This window comes from Roseateles sp. P5_E1 (assembly GCF_054049335.1).
Map to the genome: position 1 here is coordinate 22,831 of NZ_JBFUMN010000011.1, position 18,551 is coordinate 41,381.

An 18,551-nucleotide genomic window follows, 5' to 3' on the forward strand; every position below is an offset into this window, starting at 1 on the left:
TCCGGGCGGCCCAGCATAGGCGCGCCGGTGAGACGGTCAAGGCCGGGAATTTACGCGCTTGTTTCTGCGTCCCCGCTGGACGACTTTCGCTTGCCGCTGCGGCGTTCCTTGTCGGCCAGACGCGCGGCCTCTGCCTCGGCGGCCTTGCGCTCTTCCTCGTCGGCCGCCGCTCGACGCCAGGCCGTCATCTCTTGTGGGGTTTCCAGCGTAATGCAACCGAGGGCCCCGCCGCGGAAGTCCATCAGCAACGCTTCGGCGGCCTTGTGCATCAGCACGCCGCCGCCGCGCACCTTGGCGCCGCGTTTGGTGCCGATGGCCTCCAGCACGGCGTCGTCGGCGCCAAGCTCGGTGAGGCCGTAGCGCTGCTGCAGGCGCTCGGGGTAGTGGCGCTTGAGCACGGCGATCAGCTCCAGCGCCACCTCCTCCTCGTCGAAGGCATTGCGGCCGATGGCGCCGCTGGCGGCCAGGTTGTAGCCGCTCTGCTCGATGGCGATGCGTGGCCACAGCATGCCCGGCGTGTCGAACAGGTAGAAGCCGTTCTCCAGCACGAACTTCTGCTCGATCTTGGTGATGCCGGGCTCGTCGCCCGTCTTGGCGGCGCGCTTGCCGACCAGGGTATTGATCAGCGTGCTCTTGCCAACGTTGGGAATGCCGCAGATCAGCACGCGCAGCGGCTTGTGCATGTCGCCGCGCAGCGGTGCGAGCTCGCGGCAGGCCTTGATGAGGGCGCGCGCCGGCGCCTTGTCGCCGGCATCCAGCGGGATGGCGCGGGTGTGCGGCTGGGCGTTGTAGTAGTCCAGCCAGGCGGCGGTCTGGGCCGGGTCGGCCAGGTCCTGCTTGTTCAGTACCTTCAGCGACGGCCGGCCCGTCGTCAGTGCAGCCAGCAGCGGGTTGCTGCTGGAGCCGGGCAGGCGCGCGTCGAGCAGTTCAATGACCACGTCCAGCCCCGCCTTCACGCGATCCTTGATCGCCTGACGGGTGGAATTCATGTGGCCGGGGAACCAGTTGATGGGCATGCGCGGGAGAGGTGGGAACTTGGGAGGGCGGATTGTCGGTGGCTTACATCCGGTTGCGGCGATCTGCGCCGCATCCCCCAAGATCTGGGGGTAGTCGTTGAGGTGAATATGAGATTCGAAGGCGTACTGAGCGCGTGGAACCAGGATGCCGGCTACGGCACCATCCGGCCCTCTGGCGGGGGAGAGGAAGTCTTCGTCGGCTTGGCCGCGTTCCCGACAGACGGCGAGGGTCCTCGGATGGACGAGCCGCTGAGCTTTGAAATTGTCACGAGCCGTGACGGTCGCAAGCAGGCGGTGAATCTGAAGCGGCTGTCGCAGGCCCATCTCAGCCCGGCGCTGCGCGCATCGGCGGGCGGCACCCGCGTCCGCGCCCGTCAGGCCCAGAAGAAACGGCGCCTGGGCTTGCTGGCCGGTGGCGCCGTGGTCACGGTGATGCTGGTGGCGGGTGGGGTGCACTGGTGGCAGCCCGCGGACCGGACCGGCGAGTTGCCGGTGATGAAGCGGTAAGGCGCTGCTCTCGGGCGCTGCTCATGCCAGCCGGCCTGCATGCCGGCTGTCCTGAAACCCGCGTCGCACAGTGCGCAGGCACTGTGCTCGGTCGGGTTTCAGTCCTCGTTCTTGAAGACGAGCTTGACTTCGTGAGTGGCCTTTTCGCCGGGCTCGAACTTCCACTCCATCAGCGCCGCCTTCACGGCGCGGTCGAAGACCCGCTTGGGTTCGGCTTCGACGATCTCGACGTCGCTGACCTTGCCGTCGGCTTCGATGGTCATCTTGGCCTTGACCGAGCCGGTGGAGATGCCCTTCTTGGAGGCCTCGGCTGGGAACTCAGGCGGCACCTTCTTGACGACCTTGGGTGCGGCCTGAGCGGCCAGGGCCAGCATCAGGCTGGCGGCCAGGATGGTGGCGGAACGCAGGAATGACATGGCGAGCCTCGGAAAGTAATTGATGGGGTCAGGCGGCGCGGAAGAAGCCGACCGCCTCGATCAGCCGCGTCGAGCTGTCGCGCAGGGCGTCCGCCGAGCGGCTGAGATCGCCGACCAGGCTGGTGTTTTGCTGCGTGGCCTTGTCGAGCTCGTTCATCGCGCCGTTGACGACGCCGACGCCCGTGGCCTGCTCCTGGGCCGAATGCGAGATTTCCTCGATCAACTGACCCATGTTGTTGACTTCGTCGACGACGCTGCGGATGGTGACGCCGGCGTTGTTGACCAGCGTGGTGCCGTTTTCGACCTTGACGGTCGATTCCTGGATCAGCACCTTGATTTCCTTGGCGGCGCCGGCCGAGCGCTGAGCCAGCGCACGCACTTCGGCGGCCACCACGGCGAAGCCGCGGCCATGTTCGCCGGCCCGGGCGGCCTCCACGGCCGCGTTCAGGGCCAGGATGTTGGTCTGGAAGGCGATGCCGTCGATGACGCCGATGATGTCGCCGATCTTCTTGGAGCTGGCGCTGATCTCTTCCATGGTCTCGACGACCTTGGAGACGACGGCGCCACCATTGCTGGCGGCCTGGCGGGCCGTCACGGCGATGCCAGCCGCGCGACGGGTCAGATCGCTGGCGCCCTTGAGCGTGGAGGCGATCTCTTCCACCGAAGCGGCGGTGTTCTGCAGGCTGGCGGCGGAACGCGTGGTGCGCTCGGCCAGATTGGAATTGCTGTCGGCAATGGAGCCGGAGTTCTGGGCCACCTCGCTGGCGGCGGTGGACACATCGCGCACAACGCCCGAGAGAGCCTGCTGCATGTCCTTCATGGCCTGCAGCATCTGGCTGAGTTCGTCGCGGCCTTCGACCTGGATGTCCTGCGTCAGATCACCGGCGGCAATGGCCTCGGCGGCCAGCTGGGCCTTGCGGGCCGGGGCGACGATGGAACGGGTGATGACGAGGCCGCCACCGATGCCGATGACCACGGCCACGACCAGCAGGACGATGGTCACCCAGACGGAGAAGCGGGCCAGTTCGACACCGGACGTGGCCAGTGCCTTGCCGCTTTCAAACTGGATGTCGACCAGCTTCTTCAGGCCTTCCTGCAGGGCCGCCTGGGCGGGGCGCAGGTCGGTTATCAGGCTTTCACGAGCCTCGTCGGGCGTGCCGTCGGTCTGGATCTTCTGGAATTTTTCGAGTGCAGCCAGGAACTTGGCCTTGTGACCCCGCACCTCGGCGATGGCGGCCTTTTCTCCGTCACCCGAGACAGCGTCTTCCAGGCTCTTGAGCTGCTTTTCGCCTTCTTCAAGCGCGTCGGTGACGGCCTTCTTCTGCTTCTTGATGGCACCAGCGGTATCCAGCAGCAGCAAGTCACGCACGGCGCGGGAAATGATGTTGACCTGGCTTTCCAGACCGTTGGCTGCGCCAATCTTGAAGAGGCTGGAGTTGGCGGTGCGGTCCAGATCCTTGGCCAGGCCGTTCGCATTCTTCGCGCCGTAAATGCCGATCCCCACCAGCAGCAAAATGAGCAGGCCAAAGCTCAAGGCCAACCGATGGCCGATGCGCAATTGCGTCAGGAAGTTCATCTGTTCAGGTCCTTGTCCGGTGATCGGGTATCGGCGGCGGGCTGCCGCTCTTGAATTCAACGACGACTGTAGGGCTCTCGGCCCTGTTTTTGACGGCCCTACCCGGGAGCCGCGCGCAGTGTGTCGCGACCTGTGACCATTTGCTACCTGCCTGCGGCAGGCTTGCGTGAAGTCGTTCACGTCGGCCCCCCGCGCCCAGGGGCTTGTGGGTTCAACGGGCCGCCACGGCGCGCAGCCTCAGCACCTCGACGGCATCGACTTCACCTGCAGCGTGGCCGAAGGATGCCCGCAGATGGCTGGTCAGCGCGGCCAGGTCTTCGGCGCCCAGCACGCCCGCGAAGGGCGGCATGCCGTAGGGGCGCGGGTTGCCGGGCGTCGCCGGCGCGAAGCCGCCGCGCTCGATGAGGCGGATCAGGTTGGCGGCACTGGCCTGGGTGACCAGGCGGCTGCCGGCCAGCGCAGGGTAGGCGGGGGCACCGCTCGCGTCGCGCCGCCCCTGGCCCTGCTCGCCGTGGCAGGCTGCGCAGTGCTCGCGGTAGAGGCCGGCGCCGCGCTTGCGGCGGCGCGCATCCGGCTCGGCCGGCTCGGAGCGGGAAACGGCCTGCTCGGGCAAGGCACGCAGATAACTGCTCATTGCGGCGAGGTCGGCATCGTCCAGCGCCGCAGTGCTGCCGATGACGACCTCGGCCATGGGGCCGAGCGCCACATGACCTTGCGCCTTGCCGTCGCGCAGCCAGCGTTGCAGCACCTCAGTCGGCCAACGCTGCACACCGGCCTCGGCCGGGTCATGCAGCGAAGGGGCCACCCAGCCCAGGCCGGCCAGCAGGCCACCGCGGAAATCCGCTGCACCACGGTCGCCACCCAGGGCATCGCGGCCGGCGTGGCAGGCGCTGCAATGGGCCAGGCCCTGGCTGAGATAGGCGCCACGGTTCCAGGCCGCGTCCCGGGCCGGGTCGGGTTGGTAGACCCCGGGCCTGAAGTACAAGGTCCGCCAGACGGCGACGGCCAGCTGGCTCCCGTAAGGCCAGCGCAGCTCATGCTCGCGCCGTGGCGCGGTCGCGGGCGGCTGGGCCTGCATCCAGGCATACAGGGCGTCGGCGTCCTCGCGGTTGACGAGGGTGGTGTTGGTGATTGGGTGAGCCGGCACCAGCAGTCGGCCGTCGCGGCTGCGGCCGAAATGCAGCGCCTGCCAGAAGTCGTTGCTGGTCCAGCCACCCAGGCCGGTGGCGGCGGGCGTCAGATTGGATGAGAAGGCGGTGCCAAAAGGCGTCGGGATCGCCCGGCCTCCGGCCAGGCGTTCACCACCGCGGGCCGTGTGGCAGCCGGCGCAATTGCCCACGGCGGCGAGGTAGGCGCCGCGTTCCAGGCTGACGGGTGCGGCGGAGGGCGGCGTTGCGTCGCCCAGGGCGCGTTGCCAGGCCAGCAACCCGAAAGCGGTGGCAATGGCCAGCAGGGCCAGCAACGCGAGGCCGATCAAGAGGCGCTTCATGGCGGCAGGCCGCCGCAGCGCAACGGCGGCGGGGCAGCCAGGGTGGGCGCGGGATGCGGGTCGGCCGGCAGGGCCCGGCCGGCGAGGAATTGGGTGATCGCGTTGATCTCAGGCTCGGTCAGGGTCTTGGCGATATGCGCCATGCAATCCGGCGCCTGGGCGCGGCGCTGTCCGCTGCGCCAGGCGCCGAGCTGGCCGTTCAGATAGTCGCGTGACAGACCGAGCAGGCCCGGTATGGCGGGCTGAGTCCCTGTCAGGCGCTCGCCATGGCAGGCGGTGCAGGCCGGCAGGCGGCGGGCGGCGTCGCCGCGGTTGACCAGCGCCTCGGCGCGGGCCAGCTCGGTAGCCGGAAGGCCAGACTTCTGCGGCGGCGCATAGGGCAGGTCCAGCGATGCGAAATGACCGGCCAGCTCCTCCAAATAGGCGTCGGACAGTGGCGCGATGAGTTCGCTCATCAAACCGTAGTCGCGCCGGCCGTCGCGGAAGTTCAGCAACTGGTTGTAGAGATAGCCGGCCGGCTTGCCGGCCAGACGGGGGTAGTAGCCGTCGGGTGCGGCGCGCCCCTCCTTGCCATGGCAGCCGGTGCAGGCCAACGCTCGCTGCGCGAGCGTGTCAGGGGCGGGCTGGGCCTGGGCCGCGAGCGCGGTCAGGGTCAGCAGCCAGGCGGCCTTCACCCCCGCGCTCCGAAAATGGCGCCGCCGACGCGCACCATCGTCGAGCCGGCCGCGATGGCGTCCTCAAGGTCTGCGCTCATGCCCAGCGACAGCGTGTCCAGGGCCAAGCCGGCCTGCTTCAACGTCTCGAACAGCGCGGCCATGGCCCGATGCTGCGCCAGCGCTTCGGGGCCGGGTTCGGGCACCGCCATCAGGCCACGCAGCTGCAGCCGGGGCAAGGTTGCGACCTCGCGAGCCAGCGCCGCCACGTCATCGGGCAGCAGGCCGCTCTTGCTGGCCTCGCCGCTGATGTTGACTTGCAGGCAGACATTGAGCGGCGCCAGCTCGGCCGGCCGTTGCTCGGACAACCGCTGGGCGATCTTGAGCCGGTCTACGCTGTGCACCCAATCGAACTGTTCGGCCACGGGCTTGGTCTTGTTGGACTGCAGCGGGCCGATCAGATGCCATTCGATCTGGCCGCGCAGATCGCTCAGCTCGCCGACCTTGGCCAGGCCTTCCTGCACATAGTTCTCCCCGAAGGCGCGGGCGCCGGCCTCAAAGGCCTCGCGCACGGCGTAGGCCGGGAAGGTCTTGCTGACGACGAGCAGACGGACCGCCTGGGATGGGCGGCCGGCCGAGGCACATGCCGCAGCGATGCGATTTTTGGTGGCTTGGAGGGAGTCGGAGATCGCCATAATGGTCCGAGCACTCCACAGATCATCATGGACATCACTCAGCTGCTGGCATTTTCGGTCAAGAACAAGGCGTCGGACCTGCACCTTTCGGCCGGCCTGCCGCCGATGATCCGGGTGCATGGCGACGTGCGCCGCATCAATGTCGAGGCCCTGGACCACCGCGCGGTCCACGACATGGTGTACGACATCATGAACGACTCCCAGCGCAAGATGTACGAGGAGACGCTGGAAGTCGACTTCTCCTTCGAGATCCAGGGCCTGGCGCGCTTTCGCGTCAACGCCTTCAACCAGAACCGTGGCGCGGGCGCCGTATTCCGGACCATTCCAAGCAAGATCCTCAGCCTGGAGCAGCTCAACGCGCCCAAGGTCTTCGCCGAACTGGCGCTCAAGCCGCGCGGCATGGTGCTGGTGACCGGCCCGACCGGCTCGGGCAAGAGCACGACGCTGGCCGCCATGGTCAACCACCTCAACGAGAACGAGTACGGCCACATCCTCACCATCGAGGATCCGATCGAGTTCGTGCACGAATCCAAGAAGAGCCTGATCAACCAGCGCGAGGTCGGCCCGCACACGCACTCGTTCGCGAACGCGCTGCGCTCGGCGCTGCGCGAAGACCCGGACTGCGTGCTGGTGGGCGAAATGCGCGACCTGGAAACCATCCGGCTGGCGCTGACCGCCGCGGAAACGGGCCACCTGGTGTTCGGCACGCTGCACACCTCGTCGGCCGCCAAGACGGTGGACCGCATCGTCGACGTCTTCCCCGCGGCCGAGAAGGAGATGGTGCGGGCGATGGTGTCCGAATCRCTGGTGGCCGTCATCTCGCAGAGCCTGTGCAAGCTGAAGGACGGCACCGGCCGCGTCGCGTCGCACGAGATCATGCTGGGCACCTCGGCCATCCGCAACCTGATCCGCGAGAACAAGGTGGCGCAGATGTACTCGTCCATCCAGACGGGCAACTCGCAGGGCATGCAGACGCTGGACCAGAACCTGACCGACCTCGTCCGCCGCAACATCATTTCGCCCGCCGAAGCTCGCTCGAAAGCGAAGTTTCCGGAAAATTTCCCGGGCTAGTCCCGGGGAATTTGACGTCACTCATGTGGCTCGCCACGTGAGTGACGGCAAAACGCCGCACACATAGAAAGCCATTCATGGAACGCGATCAGGCCTCCAAGTTCATCAACGATCTGCTGCGGCTGATGCTGTCGCGCAAGGGCTCCGACCTCTTCCTGACGGCAGAGTTCCCGCCGGCCATCAAGGTGGACGGCAAGCTGACCAAGGTCTCGCCTCAGCCCTTGACCGGCCAGCACACGCTGCAGCTGGCGCGGGCCATCATGAACGACAAGCAGGCGGCCGAGTTCGAGCGCACCAAGGAGTGCAACTTCGCGATCTCGCCGCATGGCGTCGGGCGCTTTCGCGTGAACGCCTTCCTGCAGCAGGGCCAGGTCGGCCTGGTGCTGCGGACGATTCCGTCGACGCTGCCCACCATCCAGTCGCTGGACCTGCCGGTCATCCTGCGCGAGGTGGTGCAGCACAAGCGCGGCCTGGTCATCGTCGTCGGCGCCACCGGCTCGGGCAAGAGCACATCGCTGGCCGCGATGATCGACGAGCGCAACGAGACGACCTACGGCCACATCGTCACCATCGAGGACCCGATCGAGTTCGTGCATCCGCACAAGAACTGCATCGTTTCGCAGCGCGAGCTGGGCCTGGACACCGACAGCTGGGAGGCCGCGCTGAAGAACTCGCTGCGCCAGGCGCCCGACGTCATCCTGATGGGCGAGCTGCGTGACCGCGAGACCATGGAGCACGCGGTGGCCTTTGCCGAGACCGGCCACCTGTGCATGGCGACGCTGCACGCCAACAGCGCCAACCAGGCGCTGGACCGCATCATCAACTTCTTCCCCGAGGACCGCCGCCAGCAGCTGCTGATGGACCTGTCGCTGAACCTGCGCGCGCTGATCAGCCAGCGCCTGCTGCCGCGCCGCGAAGGTAAGGGCCGTGTCGCCGCGGTCGAGATACTGCTGAATTCGCCGCTGATCTCAGACCTGATCTTCAAGGGCGAGATCACCGAGATCAAGGAGCTGATGAAGCGCTCCCGCGAGCAGGGTATGCAGACCTTCGACCAGTCCCTCTTCGACCTCTACGAGGCCGGCAAGGTCACCTACGAAGACGCGCTGCGCAATGCCGACTCGGTCAACGACCTGCGCCTGCAGATCAAGCTCAACAGCGAGCGCGCTCGCAGCGGCGACCTGTCCAGCGGCACCGAACACCTGACGATTCTTTGACCCATTGCTCATGACCACCCGCAGCTACGACCCCGTTCCCGCCCGCCGCGTCGCCTTCCTGGGCCTGGGCGTCATGGGCCATCCGATGGCCGGCCATCTGGCGCGCGCTGGCCACCAGGTCACCGTCTACAACCGCACGCAGTCCAAGGCCGAAGCCTGGGTCAAGGAATACGGAGGTGCCTTTGCCGCCACGCCAGCTGAGGCCGCCCGGGGCGCGGAGTTCGTGTTCTGCTGTGTTGGCAACGACGATGACCTGCGCTCGGTGGCGCTCGGCGACGAAGGTGCATTCGCCGGCATGACCTCGGGAGCCGTCTTCGTGGACCACACCACAGCCTCGGCGGCCGTGGCTCGCGAGCTGCACGACGAGGCAGCCAAGCGAGGCGTCGCCTTCGTTGATGCGCCGGTCTCCGGTGGCCAGGCCGGTGCAGTCAACGGTGCCCTGACCGTCATGTGTGGCGGCGATGCGGCCCCTTTTGACATGGTGAAACCCATCGCCCTGGCCTTCGCCAAGGCCGTGACCCTGCTCGGCGGCCCGGGCTCGGGACAGCTTGCCAAGATGGTCAACCAGATCTGCATCGCCGGTGTCGTGCAGGGCCTGTCCGAGGCCGTGCGCTTTGGTCAGAACGCCGGCCTGGACATGACCCAGGTACTCGAAGTCATCGGCAAGGGTGCGGCCCAAAGCTGGCAGATGGACAACCGCGGCAAGACCATGGTCGAAGGCAAGTTCGACTTCGGCTTCGCGGTCGACTGGATGCGCAAGGATTTGGGCCTCGTGCTCGACGAGGCGCGCCGCAATGGCTCACGCCTGCCGGTGACGGCGCTGGTGGACCAGTTCTATGCGGACGTCCAGTCCATGGGCGGGAATCGCTGGGACACGTCCAGCTTGATCAAGCGTCTCTGACCCAACAAAGCCACAGAGTCACAGAGGCACGGAGAAAGCCTCAGCGAATTCCTCTGCGTCTCCGTGCCTCTGTGGCTGTGCTCAGAGCTACTGCTTTTTCGGTGTGAGGCGAGCGAGTTCGTCTTCGCTGATGATCTCGAACGCCCGGATCACTTTCTTGACGCCGCCGACCTGGCGCGCGATCTCGGTGGCGCGATTGGCCTCGCGTTCGGTCACGCGGCCCATCAGGAAGACCTGGCCGCGCTCGACGACAACGTAGAAGGCATTGCTCAGCAGGTCGCGCGCGTCGATGAACGAGGCCTTGACCTTGCCCTGGATGACGACGTCGTTGGAGCGACCGCTCAGTGCGCTGTGCATCGTGACCGCAGTCTCGTTCAGCACCTTGGTGACGTTCTCGACGCCGGCGACGATGCGCTCCACCTGAGCTTGGTCGGCTTCGTTGCGGGCCTCGCCGGTGATCAGCGCGACGCGGTTGTAGCTGTTGACGTTGATGTGCACCTTGTCGCCCAGCTGCTCGCGGATGCGGGCGCCGGCCTTGATCTCGATGGTCTCGTCCTCGAGCTGGGTGGCCGAGGTGCGGCGGTCGGTGGCGACGCTGACGCCACCCACCATCGCGCCGCCGATCAGCAGTGGCGCGCACCCGGTGGCAAGCGTGCTGGCGAGGATGGCGGCGGTCAGGGTGAGGCTGAGTTTTTTCATCGGGGTTCCGTCAAGGAGGTTATTCGTCGCTGCCGAGCAGTTGCAGGTCGACAGCGTCGACCAGCGCATGCAGCAGCACGCGCTGGGCTTCCACAACGCGTGGCTCGCGGCCGTGGCTGACGCGGATCTGGATATCGGTGTCCTGCAGCAGGCCGCGCCATTCGTCGGCGGCGCCCGGTGGCTGGGCGGTCAACGCGATGATGCTCATCTCCTGCGCATGGGCCACGGCCACGGCTGACTGCCAGGCGTCGCGCTGCTCGCGCAGGGGCTCGATCATGACGAGGACGTCACCCGGGTGGCCATGGGCCTGCAGGAGGCGCGCCAGGTCCACGCCCGCGGCGTCACGGGCCTGGGCGGACAAGCTCCAGGCGGCCAGGCCAGGCCTCTCCTGCTCGAAGCGGCCGGCCAGGCGGGCGGCCAGATAGTCGGCGTCCATGCTGGCCAGGCCCTGGCCGGCACACAGGATGCGGCTGCCGCCAGTGACGGCGTCCACCACCATCTGCGCGGCCATCGCCAGGGGCCGCGCCAGTTGCTCGGCGGCTTGGTAGAGCAGGTCGGCGCTCTCGAAGAATTGCTGTTGGATGCGTTGCTCGATCATTGGGGCGGGATCATAGTCAGCGCGGCAGCGGCGTCGGTATCAACCCGCATCGAAGGCGGCCTRCAGCCAGGTGAGTTCAGCGCCATCGATGGCAACGACGTCGAAACGGCAGGGCGGTGGGCTGGCCTGGCGCAGCAGATAGTGCTGGGCCGCGTGGATCAGGCGCTGCTGCTTCCTGGCCGTCACGCTGGCGGCCGCGCCGCCATGCGAATCGCTCGCCCTTGCCCGCACCTCGACGAAGACCAAGGTGCCGTCGCGGTCCTGCAGGATCAGGTCAACTTCGCCGGCACGGCGGTTGGGGCCGCCGCCGACTCGATAATTCCGCTCCACCAGGCGCAGGCCGGCGCGCTGCAGATGCGCGAGCGCCGCGTCCTCGCCCGCCAGGCCGATCTCGGCCCGGTCAGGTTTTGAACGAGAGCCCCACTTGAACATTGATGCCTCTGTGCTTCGTCAGGCCGCACAAGCCGCAGCCGGCGGCCAGCAGTATCCGGCCGCCACGCTCTATCTCGTCGCGACGCCGATCGGCAATCTGGCTGATATCTCCTTGCGTGCTATCCATGCCTTAAGCCTGGCCGACGCCCTGGCCTGCGAGGACACGCGCCAGGGAGCTCAGTTGCTGCGCCATCTGGGCCTGCACAAGCCGCTGATCGCGCTGCACCAGCACAACGAGCGCGAGGCCAGCGCCACTGTCCTCGCACGGCTGGCCGCCGGTGAGCGCGTGGCCTATGCCTCCGACGCCGGCACGCCGGCCATCTCGGACCCCGGCGCCGTGCTCGTGCAGGAGGTGGTCGCAGCCGGCTACCGCGTACTGCCGCTGCCCGGGCCGAGCAGCGCGGTGACGGCCCTCAGCGTGGCTGGCGACACGGCGGCCCGGGGCTTTGCGTTTGCCGGCTTCCTGCCGACCAAGGCCGGCGAACGCCGCACGGCGCTGCAGGCGGTGCTGGCTGTGGAAGGCCAGAGCCAGGTCGTGTTCGAGGCGCCGCACCGTATCGTCGAGGTGATTGCACTGCTGGCCGAACTGGCGCCGACGCGTCGCGCGACGGTCTGCCGCGAGCTGACCAAGCAGTTCGAGAGCATCCACACCGCCGAGGCTGCGACGCTGCCGGCCTGGCTCGCGGCCGACGCCCAGCGCCAGCGTGGCGAGTTCGTCCTCGTGCTGCATGCCTTGGCGCCGCAGGCCGCGGCGGACGATGAACTGCCCACTGAGGCCCTGCGCGTGCTGGCCCTGCTCGTCGCCGAATTGCCGCTCAAGCAGGCCGTCGCCCTGGCCGCGCAGATCAGCGGCGCGCCGCGCAACCGCCTCTACGACGCCGGCCTGGCCCTCAAGCGCGGCGGCGACGAGTGAAGAGGCTGCCGGCCGCCAGGCCCAGTGCCAGCAGCAGCGCGGGCGCGGGCTCGGGCACCGCGGCAGCGAGCAGATAGACATTGCCGTCAATGCCGACGGCATAGAGGGCGCCATTGCCTCCTTCGCCGAAGCTGGTCAGCGTCGAGCCGCCGAAGGGCGAGGCCAGTGGCGTGGCGGTGCCGCCGTTCAGGGTCCAGATGCGGCCGGAGATGTAGTCGCCGAATACGTATTTGCCGTCGAGGCTGGCATCCGCGCCGCCGCGGTAGACATAGCCGCCAATGACGGTGGCATCGCCGTTGGTGCGGCCGTAGTCGTAGATCGGCTCGGTCAGGTTGGGCGGCGTGGGGTCGCTGATCCCGGGCGTAGCGATCGTGCCCTCGCGCACGCGCCAGCCGTAGTTGGCGCCGCGGCCGAGGCCGGAGGCAGCGGAAGCGAAATCCACTTCTTCCCGCGCGCCCTGGCCCACGTCGCCAATCCACAGGTCGCCCGTCTGGCGGTCGAAGCTGTTGCGGTAGGGGTTGCGCAGGCCATAGGCCCAGATCTCGTCATTGCCTGCCACGCCGACAAAGGGGTTGTCCGTTGGCACCGTGTAGCCGCCCGCGGCGCTCGGTGTGATGCGCAGCAGCTTGCCCAGGTTGCTGTTGAGGTTCTGGGCGTTGTTGTCGGGATCGTTGGAGCTGCCGCCGTCGCCGGTGGCGACGTAGAGGTTGCCCGGGTCCGCGGCATTGAAGCCGATCCAGCCGGCCTTGTGGTTGCTGCGCCCGGCCGGCTGGGCCACCGTGATGACCGTCTTGGCGCTGGCCAGGTCCACGGCACCTGCGCCGTTGACGGTGTAGCTCGCGACGACGGTGCTCAGTGTCGTCTTGTCGATGTAGTCGACATAGAAGCGGCCGTTGTTCGCGAAGCCGGGGTCGAAGGCCAGGCCCAGCAGGCCACGCTCGCCGCCGGTGTCGATCTGCCCCGACAGGTTGAGCCAGGTCGAAACAGTGCCACCGCTGTCCTGCACCTTGATGCGCCCGGTCTTCTCAACGATGAAGAGCCGCGAATCGCCGCTGGGGGCGGTCAGGAAGACGGGCTGCTCATAGCCCGAGCCGACCAGGGTGGCGGCGAAGGCAGGACCGGCAGCAGCGGCCAGGGCCAGCGTGGCGAGCGGGAAAAGCTTCATGCGGCGCTCCAAATCCGTGAAGGACGGATACGCCGCATGCTGTGCGGGGCCTCGCCTCGCCGGCCATCCCTAGCAGGCCACCGCCAGGGATGGATTTGTTAGCAGGCGTAATGCATGGGTCATCTGGCTCGACACGCGGCTGCGTTGCGTCACTGCTCCCGGGCGTTGTGCTTCTTGCGGTGGATGTCGCGGCTGGCGCCGTCTTGCATGGCGGTCAGGCGGCGGCGCTCTTTGGCGGTGACGGTGCCGTCGGCCTTGGCCTTCGCCTCGGCGTGGTCGACGCGAGCCTGTTCCTTCTCCAGGCGCTGGGTCTCGTGGGCCGTCAGGCTGCCGCTGGCGGCGCCTTGCGCGATCCGGGCCTGCTGGTTGGCCTCGCGCTGGTCGATGCGAGGCGTGTTGGTGCCGGGCGTCTGGGCGAAGGCGCTGGCACCGGTGAGGGTCAGCAGGGCGATCAGGGCTTTGTGAAAGGTCTTCATCGGGGACTCCTTGGGGACGTCGGGTTGCAAGGTCTGTCCACAACGACGCCTTTTTCCGCGCGGCTGACACCCTGCCGGTAAAGAAGGATGTCCATGTCTTCCAATGCCTGACGCCCGACTTCCTAGAATCAAGCCATGATCGCCGTCGAACCCACCCTGGCCCGCCTGGCCACCGCCCGCTCGCAACTGCTGGAGCCCTTCGGCCTCACCGAGGCCTCGCTCTCGCAGGCGTTGCGCCTGATCACCGAGCATCGCGTCGATGACGCCGACCTCTATTTCCAGACCACGCGCGCCGAGGGCTGGAGCCTGGAGGAGGGCATCGTCAAGAGCGGCAGCTTCAGCATCGACCAGGGCGTCGGCGTGCGCGCCGTGGCCGGCGAGAAGACGGCATTCGCCTACTCGGACGACATCTCGCTCGATTCGCTGCTGGACGCCGCGCGCACCGTGCGCACCATCGCCGCGGCTGGGCAGAGCAAGAAGGTCAAGGTGCCGGGCCAGAGCCGCGTGGCCGGCAGCCGCGAGCTGTACGGCGTGTCCGACCCCATTGCCAGCCTCGACAGTGCCGCCAAGGTCGCGCTGCTGGAGCGCGCCGAGAAGATGGCCCGCGCCAAGGATCCGCGCGTCGCGCAGGTCATGGCCGGCCTGGCCGCTGAGCACGAGGTGGTGCTGATCGCGCGTGCCGACGGCACGCTGGCAGCGGACGTGCGCCCGCTGGTGCGCCTGTCCATCACCGTCATCGCCGAGAGCAATGGCCGCCGCGAGGTCGGCTCGGGCGGCGGCGGTGGGCGCTTCGGCTTGGCCTATTTCACTGACGAGATGATCGCCAGCTATGTCGAGCAGGCCGTGCACGCGGCGCTCACCAATCTCGAAAGCCGCCCGGCACCGGCCGGCGAGATGGTCGTCGTGGTCGGCCCGGGCTGGCCCGGTGTGCTGCTGCATGAAGCTGTTGGCCACGGCCTGGAGGGCGACTTCAACCGCAAGGGCTCGAGCGCCTTTGCCGGCCGCATCGGCCAGCGCGTGGCTTCCAAGGGCGTGACGGTGCTGGACGACGGCACCATCCCCGACCGCCGCGGCTCGCTCAACGTCGACGACGAGGGCTGTGCCAGCCAGCGCAATGTGCTGATCGAGGACGGCATCCTGAAGGGCTATATCCAGGACGCGATGAATGCGCGGCTGATGAAGGTCGCCCCCACCGGCAACGGCCGCCGCGAGAGCTATGCCCATGTGCCGATGCCGCGCATGACCAACACCTACATGCTGGGCGGCAAGGACGATCCCAAGGAGATCGTCGCGTCGATCAAGAAGGGCCTGTACGCCACCAACTTCGGCGGCGGCCAGGTCGACATCACCAGCGGCAAGTTCGTGTTCTCGGCCAGCGAGGCCTACTGGGTCGAGAACGGCAAGATCCAGTACCCCGTCAAGGGCGCCACCATCATCGGCAACGGCCCGGACGCGCTGACCCGCGTCAGCATGATCGGCAACGACATGGCGCTGGACACGGGTGTGGGCGTCTGCGGCAAGGAAGGGCAGAGCGTGCCGGTGGGCGTGGGGCAGCCGACGTTGCGGATCGAGGGGCTGACGGTGGGTGGCACGGCTTGAACATGGCTCCCGGCGTTGGGAGGGCGCTCTCAGACGCTTGGCTGCACGGCCTTCTGCTCCTGAGCGGCGCGTTCGCCGCCTTGGTGGTTGCGCGTGCGGTGGACGACCCGCCGGTTCAGATCGGCGGGCGTCTTTGGATGCCCTTTGTGCCCTTCCTGTTGTTGCTCGTGCTCATGCCGTTGTTTGCAGCTTTTGCCAACTCAGGGCGGAAACGGCTGGCGGGTTGGCTGCTTGCGATTTTGTTCTCACTGCCCCTCTGGATCATCGCGAGCAGAGGTGTGCTGGACTGGTGGAATCGCAAGCACGACTCCAGCCCTGGAGAATGGATGGAGGCTTCAATCGCCACCAAAAGCGTGACTCGGCGAGGTTATTACTTCAAAGGGCATTTGGAGCAGGCACTCGACGGAGAAAGGCTCGATATCCGTCTCCCAGCCCTGAAGGATTTGAAGCCTGGCGCCAAGATCTGGGTCAAGGTGCATCCGGGCGCACTTGGGTGGCCCTGGGGCAGTGAATGGCGTGTGACGCCTTCCGATTGACCGCGGCTCGGCGCTATCCGTCGCCGAGCACGATGGCTGCTTTGCAACCCGCCGAAACCGCGGCGCAGCCGGCGTGCTAGATTCCGCTCCCATGTCCCGCGCTGCTTACTTTAGCTTTTGGTTTTTTCCCCGCCCCGGCGGTGGAGAGTCCTGAGCGCGCGCGCTGAACCCAGACTCCCTACAAACCGCCGGGCCCGCAAAGCCCGGCGGTTTTTTGTTTTCTGAAAGGCTGATCCGATGAACGCCAAAGTCTCTTCCGTCGAACCCGAAGCCCAGCGCTGGTACTCCCAGGACGACAAGACCAGTGCCACCGATGACGAGCGCATCGTCGACGTCACGCCGCTGCCGCCGCCGGAACATCTGATCCGCTTCTTCCCCATCCGCGGCACGGCGATGGAGAACCTGATCGGCCAGACCCGCCAGCGCATCCGCAGGATCATGAGCGGCGAGGACGACCGGCTGCTCGTCGTCATCGGCCCCTGCTCCATCCACGACCCGACGGCCGCCATCGAGTACGCCCGCAAGCTCAAGGAGCAGCGCGAGAAGTACGCCGGCACGCTGGAGATCGTCATGCGCGTCTACTTCGAGAAGCCGCGTACGACGGTGGGCTGGAAGGGCCTGATCAACGACCCCTATCTGGACGAGAGCTACCGCATCGACGAGGGCCTGCGCATCGCCCGCCAGCTGCTGCTGGAGATCAACCGCCTGGGCGTGCCGGCCGGCAGCGAGTTCCTTGACGTCATCTCGCCGCAGTACATCGGCGACTTGATCGCCTGGGGCGCCATCGGTGCGCGCACGACCGAAAGCCAGGTGCACCGCGAGCTGGCCTCGGGCCTGTCGGCGCCCATTGGCTTCAAGAACGGCACCGACGGCAACATCAAGATCGCSACCGACGCCATCCAGGCGGCGGCGCGSGGCCACCATTTCCTGTCGGTGCACAAGAACGGCCAGGTCGCSATYGTSGAGACSMRCGGCAACRMSGACTGCCACGTCATCCTGCGCGGCGGCAAGGCGCCCAACTACGACGCCAAGAGTGTCGCCGAGGCCTGCGCTGACCTGGCCAAGTCCAAGCTGCCGCAGCGCCTGATGGTGGACTGTTCGCACGCCAACTCCAGCAAGCAGCACCAGCGCCAGCTGGACGTGGCGCGCGACATTGCCGGCCAGATGCGCGAGGGCGGCAAGAGCATCTTCGGCGTCATGGTGGAAAGCCACCTGCATGACGGCGCCCAGAAGTTCACGCCCGGCAAGGACGACCCGGCCGCACTCGAATACGGCAAGAGCATCACCGAYGCCTGCCTSGGCTGGGACGACTCCCTGGCCGTGCTGGACGTGCTGTCCGAGGCGGTTCGCGCGACACGGGCCTGATCGCACTGGCGCTTGAGTGCGGGCCCCCGAATCAAGGGGTAAATCAAGGGGTCGGGGGCGCGGCCCGGCGCGCCCGGGAGTAGCCTGAGCCTTTGGGCATCCTGAGGATCAGCACCATGCGACATCTACTGCTTGCGGCCGCTTTCTCTGCCCTGCTCGCCGCCCCCGCGCAGGCGGTGGTGGTCATTGGGTTCGAAGGCGTGAACGCCACTTATCCCAGCACCAGCTACGCCGACATCCTGAGCTTTTACAGCGGCGGCACCAGCAGCCAGGGCACGACGGGCGCCAATCTGGGCGCGACCTTCGCGAGCAACGCGGTGGCGGTTTGCCTGAATGCGCTGGGCGGAAGCTGCTCGAATGCCTCGCGCGGCGGCCTGTCGGTGACCTCGTCGCAGGGCGGTATGGGCATCGGCAGTGGCACCTCAACGTATTTCGACTTTCCCAGCGGCTTCAGCTTCGCGATCGGCTTCAGCTACGCGGTGGCGCCTGGCTCGGTGGCAACTATTTCTGCCTACAGCGGCCTGGGCGGCAACGGTGCACTGTTGGCGCCGCCGCTGGTGCTGCTGCCGGGCTCGCCAGGTTGCGCGGCCTACAACGCCAGCCGGTGCCCCTTCGGGCCGGGCGGGTACTCCTTCTCGGGCGTGGCGAAGTCGGTGGTGTTTACCGGGCAGCCGGGCAAGGTGGTGTGGGACGACCTGACCCTGGGCGCCAACGACCCGCAGTCTCCCGTGCCGGAGCCCGCAGCCTGGCTGAGCTTGATGCTCGGCCTTGCATCGCTGACTGTCCTGGGGCGGCGCCAAGCCCTGCCCCGGCCGCGTGACTGAGCGCGGGTCCTCCAGCAGTCGTCCTCGACCCGGATCGTCGGTCCACTGACACAATCCGGGCCATGCAAGCCCGGATCACCGTCATCTTCGCCACCGGCGCGCCGGTCGACATCCAGCTCGACGGCACCGAGGTGCTGGGCTTCGAGGCCGCCCGCCGCTGGCTGGACGAGAACTTCGTCCGCCTGGAGTGCGAGCCCCTGCGAGGCTCGGGCAAGGTGCTGCTGGCCGACAAGCTGGTGGGCGTCGCGCTGGCCGCAGGGCCGGCTGCGTTTGCCGATGCCGCCTGGGCGCTGGACTACGCCCGCGCGGCGGCCGGTTCGCTGTCCAAGGCGCTGATCAAAGTCGACGTGCCACGGCTTGCAGTTTCCTACTGACGCCCCCACTTGAACTCCTGCCGCGCGGCCCG

At 67.6% G+C, this 18,551-nt stretch carries 21 protein-coding genes; 10 read left to right on the plus strand and 11 right to left on the minus strand.

The genetic code is table 11. The features are described from left to right. Nucleotides 1–50: 50 nt before the first annotated feature. Nucleotides 51–1,016, minus strand: coding sequence for a ribosome biogenesis GTPase YlqF (ylqF, locus tag ACXJKJ_RS12225; RefSeq protein WP_457351548.1), 966 nt, complete (start codon nt 1,014–1,016; stop codon nt 51–53). 108 nt (nt 1,017–1,124) lie between these two features. On the opposite strand from ylqF, the gene ACXJKJ_RS12230 reads away from it, so the two are divergent. Then, nucleotides 1,125–1,523, plus strand: coding sequence for a cold-shock protein (locus tag ACXJKJ_RS12230; RefSeq protein WP_157281153.1), 399 nt, complete (start codon nt 1,125–1,127; stop codon nt 1,521–1,523). Between the two features lie 98 nt (nt 1,524–1,621). Here the strand turns inward: ACXJKJ_RS12230 and ACXJKJ_RS12235 are convergent, their stop codons facing one another. From ACXJKJ_RS12235 to ACXJKJ_RS12255, 5 genes are all read right to left on the minus strand, one after another. Next, entirely contained in the window at nt 1,622–1,939 is a 318-nt protein-coding gene (locus ACXJKJ_RS12235; protein ID WP_056193025.1) for an energy transducer TonB, read from the minus strand. A 28-nt stretch (nt 1,940–1,967) separates the two neighbouring features. Next, entirely contained in the window at nt 1,968–3,515 is a 1,548-nt protein-coding gene (locus ACXJKJ_RS12240) for a methyl-accepting chemotaxis protein (RefSeq protein WP_056193022.1), read from the minus strand. Between the two features lie 211 nt (nt 3,516–3,726). After that, nucleotides 3,727–5,004, minus strand: coding sequence for a c-type cytochrome (locus ACXJKJ_RS12245; protein ID WP_457390290.1), 1,278 nt, complete (start codon nt 5,002–5,004; stop codon nt 3,727–3,729). Continuing rightward, on the minus strand, nt 5,001–5,678 hold the full coding sequence (locus tag ACXJKJ_RS12250) for a c-type cytochrome (RefSeq protein WP_457390291.1): 678 nt from the start codon (nt 5,676–5,678) through the stop codon (nt 5,001–5,003). The genes ACXJKJ_RS12245 and ACXJKJ_RS12250 overlap by 4 nt, the downstream gene beginning before the upstream one ends. Further along, nucleotides 5,675–6,352 (minus strand): YggS family pyridoxal phosphate-dependent enzyme, encoded by a 678-nt coding sequence (locus tag ACXJKJ_RS12255; protein ID WP_457390293.1) that lies wholly within the window; start codon nt 6,350–6,352, stop codon nt 5,675–5,677. Before ACXJKJ_RS12255 ends, ACXJKJ_RS12250 begins: the two co-directional genes overlap by 4 nt. 27 nt (nt 6,353–6,379) lie before the next feature. Between ACXJKJ_RS12255 and ACXJKJ_RS12260 the strand changes: the two genes are divergently transcribed. From ACXJKJ_RS12260 to ACXJKJ_RS12270, 3 genes are all read left to right on the plus strand, one after another. Next, nucleotides 6,380–7,423: a type IV pilus twitching motility protein PilT gene (locus tag ACXJKJ_RS12260; RefSeq protein ID WP_056193010.1), complete on the plus strand. Its 1,044-nt coding sequence runs from the start codon at nt 6,380–6,382 to the stop codon at nt 7,421–7,423. A 77-nt stretch (nt 7,424–7,500) separates the two neighbouring features. Next, a complete protein-coding gene (locus ACXJKJ_RS12265) occupies nt 7,501–8,637 on the plus strand; it encodes a PilT/PilU family type 4a pilus ATPase (protein WP_056193006.1) in 1,137 nt (378 codons plus the stop codon). 10 nt (nt 8,638–8,647) lie between these two features. Next, a complete protein-coding gene (locus ACXJKJ_RS12270) occupies nt 8,648–9,538 on the plus strand; it encodes an NAD(P)-dependent oxidoreductase (RefSeq protein ID WP_457390294.1) in 891 nt (296 codons plus the stop codon). 87 nt (nt 9,539–9,625) lie between these two features. Here ACXJKJ_RS12270 and ACXJKJ_RS12275 read toward each other — a convergent pair whose 3' ends face one another. Genes ACXJKJ_RS12275 through ACXJKJ_RS12285 form a run of 3 tightly spaced genes read right to left on the minus strand, consistent with a single transcriptional unit; the run spans nt 9,626 to nt 11,267 of the window. Beyond that, nucleotides 9,626–10,237 (minus strand): BON domain-containing protein, encoded by a 612-nt coding sequence (locus tag ACXJKJ_RS12275; RefSeq protein WP_457323941.1) that lies wholly within the window; start codon nt 10,235–10,237, stop codon nt 9,626–9,628. A gap of 19 nt (nt 10,238–10,256) precedes the next feature. Next, a complete protein-coding gene (locus ACXJKJ_RS12280) occupies nt 10,257–10,835 on the minus strand; it encodes an SIS domain-containing protein (protein WP_056192992.1) in 579 nt (192 codons plus the stop codon). A 39-nt stretch (nt 10,836–10,874) separates the two neighbouring features. Next, the gene (locus tag ACXJKJ_RS12285; RefSeq protein ID WP_457390295.1) at nt 10,875–11,267 is read right to left on the minus strand and encodes a YraN family protein; all 393 of its coding nucleotides are present in this window, start codon (nt 11,265–11,267) and stop codon (nt 10,875–10,877) included. On the opposite strand from ACXJKJ_RS12285, the gene rsmI reads away from it, so the two are divergent. Next, on the plus strand, nt 11,260–12,180 hold the full coding sequence (rsmI, locus tag ACXJKJ_RS12290) for a 16S rRNA (cytidine(1402)-2'-O)-methyltransferase (protein WP_457390296.1): 921 nt from the start codon (nt 11,260–11,262) through the stop codon (nt 12,178–12,180). The genes ACXJKJ_RS12285 and rsmI overlap by 8 nt on opposite strands. Here rsmI and ACXJKJ_RS12295 read toward each other — a convergent pair. Then, complete coding sequence (locus ACXJKJ_RS12295) at nt 12,158–13,345, minus strand: PQQ-dependent sugar dehydrogenase (RefSeq protein WP_457390297.1); 1,188 nt, start codon at nt 13,343–13,345, stop codon at nt 12,158–12,160. The genes rsmI and ACXJKJ_RS12295 overlap by 23 nt on opposite strands. A gap of 149 nt (nt 13,346–13,494) precedes the next feature. Beyond that, nucleotides 13,495–13,821: a hypothetical protein gene (locus tag ACXJKJ_RS12300; protein ID WP_457323945.1), complete on the minus strand. Its 327-nt coding sequence runs from the start codon at nt 13,819–13,821 to the stop codon at nt 13,495–13,497. Nucleotides 13,822–13,956: 135 nt separating this feature from the next. Here ACXJKJ_RS12300 and tldD point away from each other — a divergent pair, with 135 nt between their 5' ends. The 5 genes from tldD (at nt 13,957) to ACXJKJ_RS12325 (ending at nt 18,519) form a co-directional block, all read left to right on the plus strand. After that, nucleotides 13,957–15,420, plus strand: coding sequence for a metalloprotease TldD (gene tldD, locus ACXJKJ_RS12305; RefSeq protein WP_457351532.1), 1,464 nt, complete (start codon nt 13,957–13,959; stop codon nt 15,418–15,420). Further along, nucleotides 15,417–15,956: a hypothetical protein gene (locus tag ACXJKJ_RS12310; RefSeq protein WP_457390298.1), complete on the plus strand. Its 540-nt coding sequence runs from the start codon at nt 15,417–15,419 to the stop codon at nt 15,954–15,956. Before tldD ends, ACXJKJ_RS12310 begins: the two co-directional genes overlap by 4 nt. 237 nt (nt 15,957–16,193) lie before the next feature. Then, nucleotides 16,194–17,321 carry a 3-deoxy-7-phosphoheptulonate synthase gene (locus ACXJKJ_RS12315; RefSeq protein ID WP_457390299.1) on the plus strand — a complete coding sequence of 376 codons (1,128 nt, stop codon included), beginning with the start codon at nt 16,194–16,196 and terminating at the stop codon, nt 17,319–17,321. A gap of 116 nt (nt 17,322–17,437) precedes the next feature. Continuing rightward, nucleotides 17,438–18,145 carry a PEP-CTERM sorting domain-containing protein gene (locus ACXJKJ_RS12320; RefSeq protein WP_457390300.1) on the plus strand — a complete coding sequence of 236 codons (708 nt, stop codon included), beginning with the start codon at nt 17,438–17,440 and terminating at the stop codon, nt 18,143–18,145. A 62-nt stretch (nt 18,146–18,207) separates the two neighbouring features. Beyond that, nucleotides 18,208–18,519, plus strand: coding sequence for a hypothetical protein (locus ACXJKJ_RS12325; protein ID WP_056192972.1), 312 nt, complete (start codon nt 18,208–18,210; stop codon nt 18,517–18,519). The last annotated feature ends 32 nt before the right edge of the window (nt 18,520–18,551 follow it).